The sequence below is a fragment of the Alteripontixanthobacter maritimus genome (genome assembly GCF_003340475.1).
GTDB lineage: Bacteria > Pseudomonadota > Alphaproteobacteria > Sphingomonadales > Sphingomonadaceae > Alteripontixanthobacter > Alteripontixanthobacter maritimus.
In genome coordinates this window covers 2,207,122-2,223,928 of sequence record NZ_QBKA01000002.1, presented here as the reverse complement: position 1 = coordinate 2,223,928, position 16,807 = coordinate 2,207,122, and the positions used below count along the sequence as shown (strand labels likewise).

Annotated in this window: 23 protein-coding genes; 14 read left to right on the top strand and 9 right to left on the bottom strand. The window is 60.5% G+C overall.

Annotated elements, in window-relative coordinates; genetic code table 11:
- Window positions 1-23: 23 nt before the first annotated feature.
- Both HME9302_RS10950 and HME9302_RS10945 read right to left on the bottom strand, forming a co-directional pair.
- Entirely contained in the window at window positions 24-1,301 is a 1,278-nt protein-coding gene (locus tag HME9302_RS10950; protein WP_115367696.1) for a DNA-packaging protein, read from the bottom strand.
- A gap of 53 nt (window positions 1,302-1,354) precedes the next feature.
- Complete coding sequence (locus HME9302_RS10945; protein WP_181815754.1) at window positions 1,355-1,918, bottom strand: hypothetical protein; 564 nt, start codon at window positions 1,916-1,918, stop codon at window positions 1,355-1,357.
- 215 nt (window positions 1,919-2,133) lie between these two features.
- Here HME9302_RS10945 and HME9302_RS10940 point away from each other — a divergent pair, with 215 nt between their 5' ends.
- A complete protein-coding gene (locus HME9302_RS10940) occupies window positions 2,134-2,778 on the top strand; it encodes a YqaA family protein (RefSeq protein ID WP_115367041.1) in 645 nt (214 codons plus the stop codon).
- An 86-nt stretch (window positions 2,779-2,864) separates the two neighbouring features.
- Here HME9302_RS10940 and HME9302_RS10935 read toward each other — a convergent pair whose 3' ends face one another.
- The 6 genes from HME9302_RS10935 to HME9302_RS10910 all read right to left on the bottom strand — a co-directional run bounded on the left by HME9302_RS10935 (window position 2,865) and on the right by HME9302_RS10910 (window position 6,398).
- Window positions 2,865-3,287 (bottom strand): OsmC family protein, encoded by a 423-nt coding sequence (locus HME9302_RS10935; RefSeq protein WP_115367040.1) that lies wholly within the window; start codon window positions 3,285-3,287, stop codon window positions 2,865-2,867.
- Between the two features lie 155 nt (window positions 3,288-3,442).
- Window positions 3,443-3,772: a PRC-barrel domain-containing protein gene (locus HME9302_RS10930; protein WP_115367039.1), complete on the bottom strand. Its 330-nt coding sequence runs from the start codon at window positions 3,770-3,772 to the stop codon at window positions 3,443-3,445.
- A 10-nt stretch (window positions 3,773-3,782) separates the two neighbouring features.
- Complete coding sequence (locus tag HME9302_RS10925) at window positions 3,783-4,292, bottom strand: hypothetical protein (protein WP_115367038.1); 510 nt, start codon at window positions 4,290-4,292, stop codon at window positions 3,783-3,785.
- Window positions 4,293-4,406: 114 nt separating this feature from the next.
- Complete coding sequence (spt, locus tag HME9302_RS10920; RefSeq protein ID WP_115367037.1) at window positions 4,407-5,657, bottom strand: serine palmitoyltransferase; 1,251 nt, start codon at window positions 5,655-5,657, stop codon at window positions 4,407-4,409.
- Window positions 5,654-5,899 carry an acyl carrier protein gene (locus HME9302_RS10915; RefSeq protein WP_115367036.1) on the bottom strand — a complete coding sequence of 82 codons (246 nt, stop codon included), beginning with the start codon at window positions 5,897-5,899 and terminating at the stop codon, window positions 5,654-5,656. Before HME9302_RS10915 ends, spt begins: the two co-directional genes overlap by 4 nt.
- Window positions 5,900-6,020: 121 nt before the next feature.
- A complete protein-coding gene (locus HME9302_RS10910; protein WP_115367035.1) occupies window positions 6,021-6,398 on the bottom strand; it encodes a response regulator in 378 nt (125 codons plus the stop codon).
- Window positions 6,399-6,415: 17 nt separating this feature from the next.
- On the opposite strand from HME9302_RS10910, the gene HME9302_RS10905 reads away from it, so the two are divergent.
- From HME9302_RS10905 to HME9302_RS10885, 5 genes are read left to right on the top strand one after another with little or no spacing between them, the layout of a single operon-like run.
- Window positions 6,416-6,748 (top strand): DUF3572 family protein, encoded by a 333-nt coding sequence (locus tag HME9302_RS10905; protein ID WP_115367034.1) that lies wholly within the window; start codon window positions 6,416-6,418, stop codon window positions 6,746-6,748.
- Window positions 6,745-7,398 carry an HAD family hydrolase gene (locus tag HME9302_RS10900; protein ID WP_115367033.1) on the top strand — a complete coding sequence of 218 codons (654 nt, stop codon included), beginning with the start codon at window positions 6,745-6,747 and terminating at the stop codon, window positions 7,396-7,398. Before HME9302_RS10905 ends, HME9302_RS10900 begins: the two co-directional genes overlap by 4 nt.
- Window positions 7,395-7,856 (top strand): RidA family protein, encoded by a 462-nt coding sequence (locus tag HME9302_RS10895; protein ID WP_115367032.1) that lies wholly within the window; start codon window positions 7,395-7,397, stop codon window positions 7,854-7,856. The genes HME9302_RS10900 and HME9302_RS10895 overlap by 4 nt, the downstream gene beginning before the upstream one ends.
- 43 nt (window positions 7,857-7,899) lie before the next feature.
- Complete coding sequence (locus tag HME9302_RS10890; protein ID WP_115367031.1) at window positions 7,900-8,631, top strand: glycerophosphodiester phosphodiesterase family protein; 732 nt, start codon at window positions 7,900-7,902, stop codon at window positions 8,629-8,631.
- Between the two features lie 10 nt (window positions 8,632-8,641).
- Window positions 8,642-9,790 carry a GNAT family N-acetyltransferase gene (locus HME9302_RS10885; protein WP_230079977.1) on the top strand — a complete coding sequence of 383 codons (1,149 nt, stop codon included), beginning with the start codon at window positions 8,642-8,644 and terminating at the stop codon, window positions 9,788-9,790.
- A gap of 15 nt (window positions 9,791-9,805) precedes the next feature.
- On the opposite strand, the gene HME9302_RS10880 is transcribed toward HME9302_RS10885, so the two are convergent.
- Complete coding sequence (locus tag HME9302_RS10880) at window positions 9,806-10,135, bottom strand: SEL1-like repeat protein (RefSeq protein WP_115367030.1); 330 nt, start codon at window positions 10,133-10,135, stop codon at window positions 9,806-9,808.
- Window positions 10,136-10,391: 256 nt separating this feature from the next.
- Between HME9302_RS10880 and dksA the strand changes: the two genes are divergently transcribed.
- The 8 genes from dksA (at window position 10,392) to HME9302_RS10840 (ending at window position 16,803) form a co-directional block, all read left to right on the top strand.
- Window positions 10,392-10,880 carry an RNA polymerase-binding protein DksA gene (dksA, locus tag HME9302_RS10875; RefSeq protein WP_230079976.1) on the top strand — a complete coding sequence of 163 codons (489 nt, stop codon included), beginning with the start codon at window positions 10,392-10,394 and terminating at the stop codon, window positions 10,878-10,880.
- A 179-nt stretch (window positions 10,881-11,059) separates the two neighbouring features.
- Window positions 11,060-11,389, top strand: coding sequence for a PilZ domain-containing protein (locus HME9302_RS10870; protein WP_230079975.1), 330 nt, complete (start codon window positions 11,060-11,062; stop codon window positions 11,387-11,389).
- Window positions 11,390-11,485: 96 nt separating this feature from the next.
- Window positions 11,486-12,997, top strand: coding sequence for an ABC transporter substrate-binding protein (locus HME9302_RS10865; protein WP_230079974.1), 1,512 nt, complete (start codon window positions 11,486-11,488; stop codon window positions 12,995-12,997).
- A gap of 75 nt (window positions 12,998-13,072) precedes the next feature.
- Window positions 13,073-13,462, top strand: coding sequence for a DUF4112 domain-containing protein (locus tag HME9302_RS10860; protein ID WP_115367692.1), 390 nt, complete (start codon window positions 13,073-13,075; stop codon window positions 13,460-13,462).
- Between the two features lie 48 nt (window positions 13,463-13,510).
- Window positions 13,511-14,302 (top strand): tryptophan 2,3-dioxygenase, encoded by a 792-nt coding sequence (locus HME9302_RS10855; RefSeq protein ID WP_115367028.1) that lies wholly within the window; start codon window positions 13,511-13,513, stop codon window positions 14,300-14,302.
- Window positions 14,303-14,312: 10 nt separating this feature from the next.
- Window positions 14,313-14,957, top strand: coding sequence for an arylformamidase (gene kynB, locus HME9302_RS10850; protein WP_326833168.1), 645 nt, complete (start codon window positions 14,313-14,315; stop codon window positions 14,955-14,957).
- Window positions 14,954-16,177 (top strand): kynureninase, encoded by a 1,224-nt coding sequence (gene kynU, locus HME9302_RS10845; RefSeq protein WP_115367027.1) that lies wholly within the window; start codon window positions 14,954-14,956, stop codon window positions 16,175-16,177. The genes kynB and kynU overlap by 4 nt, the downstream gene beginning before the upstream one ends.
- Window positions 16,174-16,803 (top strand): DUF2238 domain-containing protein, encoded by a 630-nt coding sequence (locus tag HME9302_RS10840; protein ID WP_115367026.1) that lies wholly within the window; start codon window positions 16,174-16,176, stop codon window positions 16,801-16,803. Before kynU ends, HME9302_RS10840 begins: the two co-directional genes overlap by 4 nt.
- The last annotated feature ends 4 nt before the right edge of the window (window positions 16,804-16,807 follow it).

Genomic DNA, 16,807 nt, shown 5'->3' with positions numbered 1-16,807 from the left:
ACCGGCGAATTGTCTTGCGGTTTTCAGATTGTCTGCACGCGTGGCTGGCTGCGGCTGCCCAGCATCAGTTCGGTCAGCGCCCAGACCAGCGCGTCTGCTCTGTCGGGGCTGCGGCCAGGTCCTTCGTAAGTGCCGCCTGCCATCAGGCCGCACAGTTCGTCTTCCAGTTTGGCGAACATGGCCGAATGGCGCACCCGCCCGGCTTCATACAATGCCGCCACGGGTTCAGCCCGCGCCACCTTGCCGCGGCTGGCATGGACCAGTTTTACAGGCAGGGCGATATCGGCGGCGCGCAACACGCTTTCCACCATCGCGCCGCCCTGATTTGCTTCGGCAATGACGCGATCGACGTTCCAGGCCTTTGCTGCCCTAGCGACCGCACGAGCCCATTTTTCGGGACTGGCCTTTTGTACGGAAGCATCGGCGAGCACGGTGGCGACGCCGCTGTCTCCGATCCCTGTGACGATGATACCGCAGGCGTCTCCCTTTGCCGACGCCGGTGGATCGACGCCGATCACGATCCGCGATGATGCTTCCGGCAGGGCGGTTTCGCGGCACCGTTCCAGCAGGGCGCGGGTCCACAGCGCACCTTCCACATCGGCCAGAATTTCGCCGTCCAGCTCCTGCCGACCGAGCGCCGTCTTGCCGAAACTTCGCTTCATTTGCCGCACGAACCGTTCGGGCAGATTGGTAGCATTATCGTATGTGGATCCGCGCGAGACGATCACATCGCCCGCATCCGCCTCGGCGAGCAGACGGCGGACCAGTGGCACGGCGCGCGGTGTAGTCGTGGCGAGGATGCGCGGATCTTCACCGAGGCGCATACCCATCAGGAGATTATCCCAGGCGCTGATGGCGCGCTGCGATGCGTTTTCCCATTTGCCGATTTCGTCGCACCACGCGGCGCTATGTTGCGGGCCGCGCAATCCTTCGGGCTCGGCTGCGGAATAGAGAAACGCCTGCGCACCGTTGGGCCAGGTCAGCCGTTTCAGCGAAGGTTCGAACTGCGGCGCACGATCCGGTGGGGAGATCGCGAGCAAACCGCTTTCTCCCTCCACCATGACCGCGCGCACTTCAGAAATGGACGAGCCTACCAATGCGACGCGGGCGTCGGGATCGCGCTTGGCCACTGCGCGCACCCATTCTGCGCCCGCACGGGTTTTGCCAAAACCGCGTCCGGCGCAAATCATCCAGATGCGCCAGTCGCCCGGTGGCGGCAGTTGCTCCTTGCGCGCCCAAAGCCGCCAATGTTGGCGGAATTCCTCCTTTTCGGGACGGCTGAAGTTGCCCAGGCGCACCATGGTTTCGGTAGGTTCGAGGCTTAGCAGGTAGCGGAGCAACCCGGCGCGGTGGGTCAATTCTCAGCCGCTCCGCCGCCGACATAATAGGTATCTCCATTGTCCTTCAGCATATCCTGCACCGCTTTGTCGCGCTGGCGCATGGCTTCCAGTTTGCGGTCGATCGAATCGAGGATAGCGTCTTCATCCTCATTGCTGCGAATAGCTTTTTGCCTGCCGACTGCGTCGCGGTGGGCGGTCAGCAGGCGGAAGGATATGGCGTTGTCGAACTTGCGCCGAGCCTTGGTCTTACCGCCTTCCAACTCGCCTTCGCGGAGCCGGTGCAGCAGGTCCATTTCCAAATTATCATATCCTTCGGCGAGCGCGTCCTGCCATTCGCGGGCAAATTCCGGCTCGTTGCGCCGGGCCTTGTAAACCTTGGCAGTGTTGACGCCGGCTTTGCGCGCGGCGCCTTTTACGTTCGACGTCTCGGCCAGCGCGGCAAGGAAGTCGTCCCGCCAATCGTCGGCTGTAGATTTGATTTCGAAAGCTGGAGTTAGTGTAGCCTTGATGGGTGTCGTGCCGGGCCTGTCCGATGCACCATCGGCAGTGCCCGGCGAAGAGAACTTCGCCGTGGTCATGGTCGTGCAATCCTGAAGCTTGAGGCGATACGGTCTGGTCCGGGAGGCGTCCCGTCCGACTCGGTCTATCGCGATGTTCCGTTTCTCTAACCAAACAGTGTGACGATGTCAATACAAAAGTGCCAAATAGGTTATAATAGGATGTTTGCGTACGCGCGTGCGATTGCCTAAACGGCTCGCAAAGCCCGCATGGTCGCGGCGTCGGGAGCAACGCCATGCTGCGTAGTCTGTACAATTGGGTTCTGGACAAGGCAGCGCATCCGCACGCCGAATGGTGGCTGGCGTTTTTCTGCTTCCTCGAATCGAGTGTATTCCCGATCCCCCCGCATCCGCTGCTCGGCCTGATGTGCCTTGCCGAACCGGGCAAGGCGATCCGGTTTGCGTTGATTGCGACTGTGTCTTCGGTCCTTGGCGCGCTGGTCGGCTATGCCATTGGCTGGGGGCTTTATGCCTCTATCGGGCAGCAGCTTATTGCCGGGCTCGGTCTGACCGATGCGTTTCCCGTGGCGGCGTGCACCTTGCGGGAGTTCGGGGCTGAAGCGGTGATCTTTGCTGCGATGACGCCGGTGCCCTACAAATTGCTCACGATTACGGCCGGCTTCATCGAGATGAACCTTGTCACGTTCATTGTCGCCAGCATCGTGGGGCGTGCGATGATCTTCATGACGGTCGGTGTTCTGTTCCGCGTTTTCGGTGCGCCGATCAAACGCGTGATCGATAAGTATCTCGGGTTGCTGACAACAGTGTTCGCGGTTCTGATCGTCGGCGGCATTCTGGCTGTTACGCAACTGGGCGGCGATGACAGCGCAAACGGCGAACCCCTGACGGGCTGCGAAGCGGCGACGATCGATACGCTCTGAAAAAAGACCGGGCGGGATCGCGCCCGCCCGGCCGTGTCCCGGTTCTACTCTGGATCGAAAGTGCCCTGCCCATCGAATACCGGGGCTTAACGGATATCGAGCGTAATCGATGTGTCGAGCAATTTGGAAATCGGGCAATTCTCTTTCGCCTTGTTTGCCAGTTCCTCGAACTTCGCGCGGTCGACCTCTTGCACGTCGCCGTTCAGGGTCAGGGCGGACCGGGTCACAGTGAACCCGTCGCCATCCTTCTCCAACGTGACTTCGCACGAAGTTTCGAGAGTGCCCTTGTCATACCCGGCATCGCCCAGCTGAAAGCTTAAAGCCATGGTGAAGCAGCTGGCATGAGCGGCCGCGATCAGTTCTTCGGGATTGGTGCCTGCCGCATCTTCGAACCGCGTATTAAACCCGTATGGCTGGTTATCGAGCGCGCCCGATCCCGTCGAAACATGGCCCTTGCCAGCCTTGCCAAGGCCATCATATTTCGCGCTGCCTGTGTTGGTCGTCTTCATATTTATTCTCCTTCACACACAGGATCTGACGCTGAAAGCAACGTTCTTGTGGTGATATTTTCTATAAACCGAAACTTGCGCGGCCTGCCTTACCGAAACAGTAGGCAGGCCGCACAAAGTCGTAGTCCAGCGCCGAAGCGCGATTGGAAGGGCCGTCAGCTAGTCCGCGACCTGGGATAGCGGACGTAGTACGTCTCGCTGACTTCGCCTGTAACATTATGGCGAGCAGCATATGTTTCCGCCGCTTCGCCATAAACGACCTTGTCGTCATGGATTTCAAGTGGCTCGACAGATGCCAGGCGGCCGTCGTCCAGCCTGATTGCGATAACGCGCTTTTCATCCTTGTCGATCAACAACTCGTCGATCGTGCCATAGGTATGGCCGTTGGGGGACACCAAAGGCCGTCCGCGAATATCCTGCTCGCCGTGTTCGACTTTCCAGTCGCCGGCAGCTTCGAGGGTTTCGAAACGTTGATCGTGTTTCATGGTTCTTACCTTATTCCTGGGCCGCGGCCGTCATCAGCTCGGTCGCATAGATGTATTTTTCGGTCCCGGCGGGGATATCGGCGGTGACGCCCGTTGGTAGCGCATCGGAAGCGCTTCGTACGGTGCCCTCGATATCCACAATCGATCCGGCGTTGATGTCGAAACGGCCTTCCGTAGCCGTGTTGGCGGTGCGCTGTTGATCGAACAGGACCAGCATTGGCTCGCCGTCCACATCGATGGTAAAGGCCATATCGCCGGTCGCTTCGATGACGCGTACGCCATCCAGATCGACATTGTCGCCGATCGCATAAGTAGCCATCCCGGCAGTTGCTGCCGTGGCAGCCGGATCGAGCGGCTCCGTAATTGCCGTTTCGTCCATGGCCGGATCGACGGTCGCGACATCAGCGTCGTTATCTGCGGCTGCAAGCAACCACCACAGCAGTGCAGCTATGCCGAGCAGCAGCAACAGCCACCATAGCCACGCCATGCTCGATTTCTTTTCTACAGGAATTTCAGCCATCCAAGCCTCCGTTATGCAGGTTCGCCCCAATACGGGGCCGAATGCATAATCAATGAAGGCCACTTAGATAATGTTCCGAAAGATCTGCACCAGGATGCCGTAGCGGCAATTCGATCAGATAATTCCCACCATCTTGCCCGCACGTTCGAACATGCCGAGGATGGTTTCGACTTCCTCTTCGCTATGTTCCGCACATAACGAGCAGCGTAGCAAGGTCATGTTGGCCGGGGTCGCGGGTGGGCGTGCGAGGTTCACGTAGAGCCCTTCATGCAAGAGCGCCTCCCACATGGTCGCGCCTTGCGTGAGGTCGGGCATGATGACTGCCACGATGGCGCTTTGCGGGGTATCGGTGCCCAATTGGAACCCCAACGCTTTCAGCCCGGCGTGCAACCGCTTGGAATTTTCCCACAGATGCGCGCGTTTTTCGCTGCCATGCATCAGTTTGCGAATGCTGGCTTCCGCCGTGGCGACAACCGATGGCGGCAGGCTGGCTGTGAAGACATACGGCCGACAGACCAGCCGCATGATTTCGAATTTCGGATGGTTGGACACGCAGAAGCCGCCCACCGTACCGACGGATTTCGAGAACGTGCCGATGATGAAGTCTACATCGTCCTCGACGCCCGCATCCTCGACCACGCCGCGTCCGTTGTCGCCGATGAAGCCCATGGAATGCGCCTCGTCCACCAGCACCATCGCGCCGTTTTCTTTGGCGATGCGCACCATTTCCTTCAGCGGGGCGACGTCGCCCAGCATGGAATAGACACCTTCCAGGATAACCAGCTTGCCGGCACCTTCGGGAATGCGCTTGAGGCGTTTCTCCATCGCTTCGATATCGTTGTGCTTGAACGGTACGATTTCGGCGTCGCCCAGCTTGCAACCATCCCAGATACTGGCGTGGCTATCGATATCGAGGACAATATAATCACCTTTGCCCGCAAGCGTGCTGATGATCCCCAGATTGGCCTGGTACCCGGTGGAAAAGACCATCGCGTGGTCCATTCCGTAAAATTCCTTGAGCGCGTCTTCGCATTCCTTGTGGCCCTGATAAGTACCGTTGAGCACACGGCTGCCGGTGGTGCCGGTGCCGAAATCCGCCAGCGCCTGCTTGCCCGCATCGACCACATCCGGATCGAACGTCATGCCCATATAATTATAAGTGCCGAGCAGGATCGTGTCGCGCCCGTTGCAGATGGCGCGAGTAGGGCTGAGAACCTTTTCCATCACCAGGCTGAACGGATCGGTTATCCCGCCATCGAGCAGACCCTGCCGCATCGCGATCAGGTCATCGAACTTGCTGAACAGGTCGGTCTCGCCGCCAACGACTGTGTCCGGCTTGTCGGCCTGCATGATACCTTCGCTCATGCTGCGGCCTGCATCTTGGCGACAGCATCGACCAGCTGGCCGAAATTTTCGATTTCCGCCTGCTGGTTCATGCTGATGATGATGTCGAATTCGTCTTCGATCGCGGCGACGAAGTCCATCACGGTCAGGCTGTCGAATTCGAGGTCGCCAGCAAAGGTCGTCTCGTCCTTCACGATTACGTCCTTCTTGTTGAAGGGGGCAATCAACTCACGAATTTTGATGTCGACGAGGGAACGGTCCATTGGCCTTACGGCTCCTGCATAAAGGGTGCGGACGCTATAGCGTCCGGACATGAACGGGTGGGAAAGCGGTTCGGCACCCGCCTTGTCAAGCCGGGCGTCAAGCGGGGGGTCGAGCAGGGCGTCAAGCAGGGGCCATTTCGAGCAACCGGTTTACCGCCTGCGTGAACGGCCCGATTGAGACCGGCTTGGAAAGGTAATCGCGTGCGCCGGCATCGCGAATTTTCGCCTCGTCTCCCTTGCCGGCATAGGCTGTCACCGCCAGCACGGGTGTGCCCTGCAGGGCCGTATCGGCGGCGATGGCGGCAATCAGGTCGATTCCCGAGACACTGCCAAGCTGGATGTCCATGATTACCAGATCAGGCGCGAATGCACGCGCGGCGTTCATGACCAGCTCGCCATCGGCTACCGGCTCCACCTCATGCCCACCTGCCCGCAATACATCGCAGAACAATTTTCGATTAAGGTCGTTATCCTCGACAACAAGGATGCGCTTTGCCACGTGATCAATTCCCCCCAATGTGCCCCCGGCGTGCGCATCGCGCGCGCCCAACCAGCAGGATAGCGCCAATTCCTCTTTCATCCAAACCCCATCATTCACCAAAGGATGCCGACGCGCTGGCACTGGCGGCGCTGGGCTGGCTGCTGACCGATCAGGATCGGGCGGAGCGACTGTTGTCGTTGACCGGTCTCACACCTGAAATCCTGCGCGATGGCTTGACCGATCCAGCGGTTTTAGCGGCCGTGATGGAGTTCCTGGCGAATCACGAACCCGATCTGGTGAAGGCAGCCGATGCGCTGGACGTTACCCCGGAAACCCTTATTGCCGTCCACAGAAAGCTTTCTGCATGAACGCCCAGACCCCGATCCCGAATCCGCGACCATTGGTCATTTCCGACTGTGACGAGGTGCTGTTGCACATGGTCAGCCATTTCAAGAACTGGCTGGGCGAAACGCAGGAAGTCAGTTTCGAGCTGGAAGGAAATAATTTCGCCACGGCCATGCGCTGGACTGCGAGCGGTGAACAAGTGCCGGAAAAAGACATCTGGCGGCTGCTAGGCGCGTTTTTCGATACCGAGATGGGGCGGCAAGACGCCATTCCGGGTGCGATCGAGGCGATGCACGCCATTGCGGAAAAGGCCGATGTCGTCATTCTGACCAATCTGGTGGACAAGAGGCGCGACGACCGTGCGGCGCAATTGCGCGCTCTTGGCCTGGATATAAAGGTGTTCACCAATCAGGGTCCCAAGGGGCCGGCGATTGCCGCCATCCTGAAAGAATACCAGCCGAGCATGGCGATATTTATCGATGATCTGGCGCAGCATCACGCATCCGCCAAGGAAACGGTACCGCACGTTACGCGCCTGCATCTATGCGGCGAACCGTCGATTGCGGGGCACATCACCTGCGGGCATGCAACGGGTCACGCCCATGCCCGGATCGACAGTTGGGACAAGGCGCTCCCATGGATCATGGACCGGATCGAGGAGGACGCGATATGACGATTACTGCACGTTTGAAGGAACTGGGCATTACTCTGCCCGACGCCGCCGCGCCTGTGGCAAGCTATGTCCCGGTAGTAGTAAGCGGCGGTTTCGCCCATGTCAGCGGCCAGCTACCTTTCATCGATGGCAAGCTGGTCACCGGGCGGCTGGGCGAGGATGTGTCGCTGGATGACGGGACTGCCGCGGCGCGCGCCTGCGGGCTGATGATCCTTGCTCAGTTGACCAGCGCGCTAATTCCGCTCGACCGGGTCGAACGGATCGTGAAATTGGGCGCATTCGTAAATTCGACAGCAGACTTTACCGATCAGCCCAAGGTGGCAAACGGCGCATCGGAACTGATGTTCGACGTGTTTGGCGAAATCGGCCGCCATGCCCGCGCTGCTGTCGGGGTGCCTGCTTTGCCATTGGGTGCTGCAGTGGAAGTGGATGCAATCATTGCCATCGCTGCCGACTGATATTTCTGTTCCCACTACACCGGCCACTACACCGGCAACTGCAATGATGGACATCACATGGCTGGGGGAGGGGACCTATGCCCATCGCGGGCTTCATGGTGGCGGCGCAGAAGGCTTGCCGATCGAAAATAGCCGCAGTGCGTTCGCAGCTGCGATTGCGCGCGGGCTGGGCATCGAATGCGATGTGCAGATCAGCCAGGATGGTGAGGCCATGGTCTTTCACGATTGGCAGCTGGAACGACTGACCGGCCGCGCCGGATCGGTGCGCGCGCGTAATGCGGCGGAACTGCGGGCATTTACGCTCAAGGAAAGCACCGACCGGATTCAGTCGCTGCCCGAATTGCTTGACCAGATCGATGGCGCCGTGCCGCTACTGGTCGAAATTAAGTCGCGTCGTGACCGACCCTTCGTGCCGATTTGCGCAGCGGTTGAGCGGGCGGTGTCCTCCTATGGCGGGCATGTCGCGATCATGAGCTTCGACCCGCGCATTTCCAACTGGTTCTGGCGCAACGCCGCGCATGTCGTTCGGGGGCTGGTGGTCACAGAAGAAGGCAGGCGCGGTGTGTGGGGATTTTTCGGTCGCCACGCAGCCCTGCGCCATGCGCGTCCGCATTTCCTGGCTTATGATATTCGCGATCTGCCCAGCGGTTTCGCTTCGCGGCAGCGTGAGCAGGGATTGCCGGTACTGACATGGACGGTCAATACGCCGGAACTCCGTCAACTGGCGGCGCAATATGCCGATGCTCCGATCGCGGAAGGCGCAGGATTGCCATGAAAGGGCTGGCGTGAGTGATGCGGCACCGGCGCTGACGGCACGGATCAGGGATGGTGTGGGCGCCATCCCGCCAGCCGAATGGGACCGGCTGGCCGGCACCGACAATCCTTTCGTCGGGCACGCATTCCTGACCGCGCTCGAAGATTCCGGCAGTGTCGGATCGGGCACCGGGTGGCAATCGCTGCCAATTACGGTGGAAGATGCCGCGGGTCATCTGGTCGGTGCGATGCCAGCCTATGCCAAGGGTCACAGCCAGGGCGAATACGTGTTCGACCACGCATGGGCCGATGCATTCGAACGGGCCGGTGGCAACTACTACCCCAAGCTCCAGATCGCGGTTCCGTTTACGCCCGCGACTGGGCCGCGTCTGCTTGTGGAAGACGAAAGCCATGCCGCCGCGCTGTTGCGCGCAGCTGAAGCGTTGTGCGTCCAGAACGGGTTCTCCAGCGCTCACGCCACTTTCATCGAACCTGCCCAACAAGCTTTGTTTGCAGATAATGGCTGGCTGCTGCGGAGCGACATTCAGTTTCACTGGACCAATCGCGGTTACGCCAGTTTTGACGAATTTCTGGCCGTCCTGACATCGCGCAAACGTAAGGATTTGCGCAAGGAACGCGCCGCGGCGCAGGATGGAATAACCATCCGCCATCTGGTGGGTGACGCCATTCAGCCGAAACATTGGGATGCGTTCTGGCTGTTCTACCAGGATACCGGAATGCGCAAATGGGGTACGCCCTATCTTACGCGCGCCGCCTTCGATCTGATGGGTGAACGGCTGGGGGATCGGCTGTTGCTGATCATGGCGTTCGAGGATGGGGAGGCTATTGCCGGCGCGCTGAACGTGATTGGTGGATCGGCGCTGTATGGCCGGTATTGGGGCTGCATCCGGAACAAGCCCTTCCTGCATTTCGAGCTTTGCTATTACCAGGCGATTGACGCTGCCATCGCGCGCGGGCTGGGCCGGGTGGAAGCGGGCGCACAAGGCGGGCACAAAATGGCGCGCGGTTACGAACCTGTAGAAACAGTCTCAGCCCACTATCTCGTCGATCCGGGCTTTCGCCAGGCAGTGGCGGATTTCCTCGATGCGGAACGGCGCGGTGTTGCCGCCGACCGGGAATTGCTGGCCGGACGCACGCCTTTCAAGCTTGGCGATAGGTAAATTCGGTCAACTCGTTCAGGCAGCGTCGCGACCGGTTGAGCTGAGCCATTCGCGGGCCTGACGCTGGGCTTCGGCAATTTCGCGGGCGGTCATCTCGTCCGACACATCGGCACGGCACCAGGCAGCTTCTTCATGCCCCTTGGCGGCGGCCAGATTGAACCACTTATGGGCTTCGACAAGGTCGCAGATTATGCCGTGGCTACCTGTCGAATACGCTACTCCCAGATCATAATACGCGCCAATATCGCCCTCGATCGCCGCAGCGAGGCAATTGGCTACGGCCAAATCGTCACGTTCGATACTGGCCGGAATTCGTGCAGTATCCTTGATAGCTGTCATTTGCATCGTTCAGGTCCCCCCTTGGTCAGCGGCCAACCTGCCGTCTGCTCTGGAGTCCGTTCAAAACGTTTATGGTCAATAAATAGTTAACAAGGCCGTCCGATTGGATCGTGCAAATGGCTTATGTTGTTCTTGGCAAACGTAACTCTTGCGGCTGGCTGACCGCAAACGTATAGGCCCGCCAATTGGCTGCCGGATAAGCGGAAGACCGCTATCAGCACTCCATCCTGTCGACTTAAGCAATTGGGAAGAAACGGGTCAGATGCCAGACAAGATGCCACCGGACACCTCGGACGAGATCGATATTCTCGAACATGCGCGCCGGTCTGTGGCCGCCGGGCAGGGCGATGAAAGCGACTATGTTCCGACAATTTCGGAAACATACATGTCGGATGCGCAGCGCGATTATTTTCGCCGCCTGCTCATAGAATGGAAGGCTTCGATCCATGATGCCGCCAATGCGACCCTCCAATCCTTGCAGAACGGACCGATCCGTGAGGCCGATGCCAACGACCGCGCTTCCAGCGAAACGGATTGGGGTATCGAACTGCGCACCCGTGATCGCCAGCGCAAGCTGATTTCCAAGATCGACGCCGCACTCCGCCGGATCGACGATGGCGACTATGGATATTGCGAAAAAACCGGCGATCCGATCGGCTTGGCGCGGCTGCTCGCGAGGCCCGTCGCGACTATGACGGTCGAGGCGCAGGAAGCGCATGAGCGACGTGAGAAGGTTTCGCGCGAAGTCTGACTGCCAGGTTTTTCGAGGTACCCCCCGTCGAACGATTCCGGCGTTTAAGGTTATTTTATCGATTGCCCAGCTAACAGGTCGGGGTCGCCGCAAGCGGTGATGCAACGATAAACTGGGGTTCTTGTTTAGCCATGTCAGCGGTCGATACTCGTTCACTTTCGCGCGACAGCCTGTTTATGATGGCAAACGTGCGTTTTGACGGGTCCGACGACACATATCGCGTCAAAATTCGCAACCTTTCGTCCGGCGGCATGATGGCCGAAGGCGATTTGCAGGTGGTTCGCGGGGCCAAGCTGGAAATTGAACTGCGCAATGTCGGCAAGGTCGATGGCAGTGTGGCATGGGTGCAGGACAACCGCTTCGGGATCGCCTTTGCAAATGAGATCGATGCGAAGGAAGTCCGCGCGCCCGTGACCAGTTCGGAAACGGTTGCCCCACGGTTCGTACGAACCCCGATAGCGCATCCGGCATCCGATGCCGATAAATTGAAAAACATACGCAAACTCTAATTTTAACCCGTTATTGCCGCAGGTCGGCTATTTTCTTCGACGACCATTGCGACACGTCCCATTGCGGAGCGCAGGTTCGCCACCTACTCCCATTTCATGCCGCGCACCTTTCCCCAGATCCTGATCCTGATCGCGGGCGCGCTGTTGGTATCGTGCGATAGTGCTGCGGAGGATGCGGCTCTCAATGTTGCTTTCGTAGGCGCAGCCGAAGCGCCCTTCCAGGCTGGCCTGCGCATCGGCCAACCGGCCCAACATGTGCGGGCCGCCACGAGCGAAGGCCTGGTAGCGCTCGACGCAGCGGGCGCGACAGTGCCTGCCCTGGCGGAAAGCTGGATCGTGACCGACGATGGCCTCAGCTATTTCTTCCGTCTGCGAAACACCGAATGGCCGGACGAGCGCAAGCTGACGGCTGACGATGTGCGGGCAGGGCTGATGCGCAGCATGTCCGCGTTGCAAGGAACATCGCTCGGCCTGGATCTTGCCCAGTTAGACGAAATCCGCGCGATGACGCAGCGGGTGGTCGAAATACGTCTGACCAGTCCGATGCCCGATTTCCTGCATTTGCTGGCTCAGCCCGAACTGGGCCTCGTGCGCGAACAGGCCGGCGCTGGGCCGATGATGTTTGCTGCACGAGGCCCTACGGCAGGTAATAACCAGCAAGCTTCCCGCGCGGACATGGTTCGCGAACTCGTTCTCCTGCCGCCTGAACGCCGCGGTCTGCCCGAAATCGAGGATTGGCGGGAACTGGTCCGCCCGGTTGCGATATCGGGAATGGACGCGCGCTCCGCGATCGACGCGTTCGGCGAAGGCGGCGTCGATCTGGTGCTTGGCGGACGCCTTGCCAGCCTGCCGCTGGTGGACACCGGACCACTTGCGCGAGGCACGGTGCGCTTGGATCCGGCAATCGGCCTGTTCGGGCTGCGCGTGCAACGCGCCGACGGGCTGCTGTCCGATCCGGCGCGGCGTGAGGCGATTGCAATGGCGATCGACCGCGAGACCTTGCTCGAACCGTTCAATATCGACGGCTGGGTGGCTTCCACCAGGCTGGTACCGGACGGGCTGGATCCGGACGGCATTTCTGTCACGCAGCGGTGGGACGGCCTTTCGCTGGAGCAAAGGCAGGCTGAGGCCGCGCGCCGTGTCGCAATCTACGATGATGGCACTGGCGGACGCCCCAGGCTGACCCTGCAAATGCCCGCCGGACCCGGAACTGATATTCTCCTGCGAGAGCTGGCATCCGATCTCGATGAAATCGGTATCGACCTTATTGCGGCTGACGAAAGTTCGCGGCCCGACCTCGTTCTGGTCGACCGGACGGCGCGTTACGGCGATGCACGCTGGTTTCTCAACCAGTTTCACTGTTCGTTGGGCCGCGGGCTGTGCTCGCCCGAAGCCGACCTGCTGGTGCAGCAAAGTCTTGCCATTCCGGACCTCGCGGCCAGTAACGATCTCATGGCGCGGGCCGAGACGGTCCTGTTGGAGGATGGCGGCTTCATTCCATTGGGCGCACCAATCCGCTGGTCGCTGGTGCGCAGTACGGTGGACGGGTTCGTCGAGAACCGCTGGAGCTTCCATCCCTTGCCGCCCCTTGCGCTGCGCCCCATCTAGAACGCCGAGGAGACGCGCGTGACCGACCCCAAGTTGACCCCGTACCGGCAAACCGATGCCCGGCAGGCGCAGCAGATGCGGCTGGAAATTCCAACGGGCAACGATCCTGTCTCGGTGCGCAAGCGGGTGGAGGCGATGGAGAAACTGCTCGAACGCAGCATGACCATTCCGGGTACGAATTATCCGATCGGCCTTGATTCCATCGTGGGTTTGATACCTGTTGTCGGCGATCTTCTGACCGCCGCGATGGGTGCCTATATCGTGTGGGAGGCCCGTAATCTGGGTATGCCTAAGTGGAAATTATGGCGTATGGCCGGCAATATCGCGATCGATACGGCCGTTGGCGCGGTGCCATTGGTGGGCGACGCGGCGGATCTCGTGTTCCGGTCCAACACCCGCAATCTGCGTATCATCCGCAAGCATCTCGATAAGCACCATCCGGAAACGCGCATTATCGAAGGCTGAGCCGCGCCGGTTCCACTGGACGCGCATTTGCGCCTATAGGCTCAGACCATGCCTTCCGACATAACCTACGCTTCCTATCTCGATCTCGACCGGCTGCTGGCGGCGCAGCATCCGCTGTCGGACGCGCATGACGAAATGCTGTTCGTCATCGTCCATCAGGCGAGCGAGCTGTGGCTGAAGCTGTGCCTGCACGAACTGGAAGCAGCGCGCGCGCAGATCGTGGCAGATGATCTGCGCCCTGCCTTCAAGATGCTTTCGCGTGTGGCGCGGGCACAGGGGCAGTTGATTGCCAGCTGGGATGTGTTGAGCACGATGACGCCGCACGATTACTCGCTCGTGCGCCCGCATCTTGGCCAATCCTCCGGCTTCCAGTCGGCGCAGTATCGCCTGATGGAATTCGTGTTGGGCGGACGCAATCCCGATATGGTGACGATGCACGAAGCTACGCCCGATGTGGCGGAAGGTTTGCGCAAGGAACTGGCCCGGCCCAGCCTGTATGACGAGGCGGCCCGGCTGCTTTCGCGGCGCGGGTTCGACATTGCACAGCATGCGATGGAGCGCGACCTGTCGGCACCGTGGCAGCACGAACCCACACTGGAAGCGGCATGGGCAAAAATCTACCGCACTCCGGACCAGCATTGGGACCTGTACGAACTTGCCGAAAAGCTGGTCGATCTGGAATACCATTTCCAGCGCTGGCGGTTCGGGCATCTGAAGACGGTGGAGCGGATTATCGGCTTCAAACGCGGCACCGGCGGCAGCGCGGGCGTGCCCTATCTGGCCAAGGTGCTGGAGCAGGTATTCTTTCCCGAACTGCTTTCGGTCAGGACAGCACTATGAGGAACATGGCGTGAGCGCGATTACCGACGACAAACGCCGCATCTGGGATATTTCTCAGCGGCTGCGCCCCGGTTTGCCGGTATGGCCGGGTGATACCAAATGGGCGCAGGAGCGGACCTGGCTGATGGAGGATGGCAGCCCCGTCAATGTCTCGAAACTCACCATGACCACGCATTCGGGCAGCCATGCCGACGCGCCGCTGCACTATGCGGCGGACGGTATCGATGCCGCCGCGATGGACCTCGCGCCGTTTATTGGCGAATGTCTGGTAGTCGATGCGCGCGGTGCCGGCAGCGAAGTGGGCGTGGGCGACCTGCCGCATATCGAAAGCGCGGATCGCGTGTTGTTCCGCACGTTCGACTCCTTTCCGCATGAGGAATGGGGCAGCAATTTTACCGCCATCGCGCCCGAAACCATCGAATGGCTGGCCTTGCAGGGCGTGCGCCTGATCGGCACCGATGCGCCGTCGGTCGATCCGCAGGACAGCAAGAGCATCGCCGCGCACAAGGCCGTATTGGAAGCCGACATGCGGATCCTGGAAGGGCTGGTGCTGGATGACGTGCCGGAAGGCCGGTACGAGCTGATTGCGCTGCCCCTGAAAGTGGTCGGCGGCGACGCCGCGCCGTGCCGAGCAATCCTGCGGGAATTGCCATGACCGATCTTGTACGGGCACGGGAACTCGATGCGGCGGACCCCCTGCGCCACGCGCGCGACTTGTTCGACCTGCCTGAAGGGGTGGTCTATCTCGACGGCAATTCGCTGGGCGCGCTGCCCAAGGCGACGCCGGGGCGGATGGAACAGGTGGTGCGGCAGGAATGGGGCGAGGGGCTGATCCGCAGTTGGAATACGGCGGACTGGTTCACCCTCTCGCAACGCGTCGGCGCGAAACTCGCACCACTGATTGGGGCAGCGCAGGATGAGGTCATCGCCTGCGACACTACCTCGGTGAACATTTTCAAGCTGATCTCGGCAGCACTTGCCGCTCGGCCCGGGCGCAAGGTGATCCTGTCCGAACCAGGCAATTTCCCAACCGACATCTACATGATTGCAGGTCTCGAAGCGCAGGGGCTGGCACGGCGGCGGCTGGCCGATGTGGACGCGATCATGGCGGCGTTGGATGATGATGTCGCGCTGCTGATGCTGACCCACGTGCATTACAAGACCGGGCGGATGCTCGATATGCAGCGGCTGACCAAGGCTGCACATGATGCGGGCGCACTGGTCCTTTGGGATCTGTCGCACAGCACGGGCGGCGTGCCGGTAGACCTGGGTGGCTGCAACGCGGATTTTGCGGTCGGTTGCGGGTATAAATATCTGAACGGTGGGCCGGGCGCGCCGGCTTTTGCCTACGTCGCCCAGCGCCATCAGGCAGGCTTGCAGCAGCCACTGACCGGCTGGTTCGGCCACCGCGCCCCGTTCGAATTTTCCGACGATTACGACCCAGCGCCCGGTGTGGACAGGCTGCTGGCCGGAACGCCTGCGATTCTCGGACTGGCCGCGCTGGAAGTGGGCGTCGATCTGATCGCGGAGCTGGGCATGGGCGCACTGGTCGCCAAATCGCGGGCGTTGAGCGAGTTTGCAAGCGGCGCCATCGCGGAACGGCTATCCGATCTCGAACTGGCCAGCCCTCACAACCCCGTGCAGCGCGGCAGCCAGCTCTCCTATCGTCACGAACACGCCTACCCCATCTGCCAGGCCCTGATCGCGCGCGGCATCATCGGAGACTTCCGCGCTCCAGACATACTGCGCTTCGGCTTCGCACCTGCTTATCTGCGATACGAAGACGTTTATAATGCGGTTGAAGCGCTGGCGGAGATAGTAACTACCGGCGCGTGGAATACACCCGAATTTCGCAAGCGCGCGGCAGTGACATGACAAAATCCGGTTCGCGCCTTGTTCTTATTGCCGTCAGCATTGCGTGGCTGATCGGCCTCGTCGCATCGGGGTGGGACCCGTATGACCGTGCGACATGGTGGATGGAGGTGGCACCAGTCCTTATTGCAATACCGATCCTGTGGCTGACAGCGCAGCGTTTTCCGCTCACTGTGTTGGCCGTAGCTTTGATCGGACTGCATGGCCTCGTCCTGCTGCTTGGCGGCGCATATACTTATGCCCGCGTCCCGATAGGTTTTGAGGTGCAGGATTGGCTCGGACTGGCGCGCAATCCCTACGACCGCTTCGGGCACTTTATACAGGGGTTCGTCCCTGCGATCGTGCTACGCGAATTGCTGGTACGATGGGGCGGGCTGCGCCCCGGCGCGTTATTGGCTGTGCTGGTAACCGCTAGTTGCCTGGCTGTGAGTGCTACCTACGAACTGCTGGAATTCGGTGCAGCGATGGCGCTGGGACAAGGTGCGGACGAATTTCTGGGCACGCAAGGCGATCAGTGGGACACACAGTGGGATATGCTGATGTGCGTGATCGGTGCAATCACCGCGTTGCTGACGCTATCGGGGCTTCACAACCGCCGGATGGCCGAACTGGAGCGCGCTGCGACGTAGCAGC

Excerpts from the sequence above, each read along its gene's own strand:
- HME9302_RS10950 (WP_115367696.1), bottom strand. The coding sequence starts at position 1,301 with ATGGTGCGCCTGGGCAACTTCAGCCGTCCCGAAAAGGAGGAATTCCGC.
- HME9302_RS10945 (WP_181815754.1), bottom strand. The coding sequence starts at position 1,918 with ATGACCACGGCGAAGTTCTCTTCGCCGGGCACTGCCGATGGTGCATCG.
- HME9302_RS10940 (WP_115367041.1), top strand. The coding sequence starts at position 2,134 with ATGCTGCGTAGTCTGTACAATTGGGTTCTGGACAAGGCAGCGCATCCG.
- HME9302_RS10935 (WP_115367040.1), bottom strand. The coding sequence starts at position 3,287 with ATGAAGACGACCAACACAGGCAGCGCGAAATATGATGGCCTTGGCAAG.
- HME9302_RS10930 (WP_115367039.1), bottom strand. The coding sequence starts at position 3,772 with ATGAAACACGATCAACGTTTCGAAACCCTCGAAGCTGCCGGCGACTGG.
- HME9302_RS10925 (WP_115367038.1), bottom strand. The coding sequence starts at position 4,292 with ATGGCTGAAATTCCTGTAGAAAAGAAATCGAGCATGGCGTGGCTATGG.
- spt (WP_115367037.1), bottom strand. The coding sequence starts at position 5,657 with ATGAGCGAAGGTATCATGCAGGCCGACAAGCCGGACACAGTCGTTGGC.
- HME9302_RS10915 (WP_115367036.1), bottom strand. The coding sequence starts at position 5,899 with ATGGACCGTTCCCTCGTCGACATCAAAATTCGTGAGTTGATTGCCCCC.
- HME9302_RS10905 (WP_115367034.1), top strand. The coding sequence starts at position 6,416 with ATGTGCCCCCGGCGTGCGCATCGCGCGCGCCCAACCAGCAGGATAGCG.
- HME9302_RS10900 (WP_115367033.1), top strand. The coding sequence starts at position 6,745 with ATGAACGCCCAGACCCCGATCCCGAATCCGCGACCATTGGTCATTTCC.
- HME9302_RS10895 (WP_115367032.1), top strand. The coding sequence starts at position 7,395 with ATGACGATTACTGCACGTTTGAAGGAACTGGGCATTACTCTGCCCGAC.
- HME9302_RS10890 (WP_115367031.1), top strand. The coding sequence starts at position 7,900 with ATGATGGACATCACATGGCTGGGGGAGGGGACCTATGCCCATCGCGGG.
- HME9302_RS10880 (WP_115367030.1), bottom strand. The coding sequence starts at position 10,135 with ATGCAAATGACAGCTATCAAGGATACTGCACGAATTCCGGCCAGTATC.
- dksA (WP_230079976.1), top strand. The coding sequence starts at position 10,392 with ATGCCAGACAAGATGCCACCGGACACCTCGGACGAGATCGATATTCTC.
- HME9302_RS10870 (WP_230079975.1), top strand. The coding sequence starts at position 11,060 with ATGGCAAACGTGCGTTTTGACGGGTCCGACGACACATATCGCGTCAAA.
- HME9302_RS10865 (WP_230079974.1), top strand. The coding sequence starts at position 11,486 with ATGCCGCGCACCTTTCCCCAGATCCTGATCCTGATCGCGGGCGCGCTG.
- HME9302_RS10860 (WP_115367692.1), top strand. The coding sequence starts at position 13,073 with ATGCGGCTGGAAATTCCAACGGGCAACGATCCTGTCTCGGTGCGCAAG.
- HME9302_RS10855 (WP_115367028.1), top strand. The coding sequence starts at position 13,511 with ATGCCTTCCGACATAACCTACGCTTCCTATCTCGATCTCGACCGGCTG.
- kynU (WP_115367027.1), top strand. The coding sequence starts at position 14,954 with ATGACCGATCTTGTACGGGCACGGGAACTCGATGCGGCGGACCCCCTG.
- HME9302_RS10840 (WP_115367026.1), top strand. The coding sequence starts at position 16,174 with ATGACAAAATCCGGTTCGCGCCTTGTTCTTATTGCCGTCAGCATTGCG.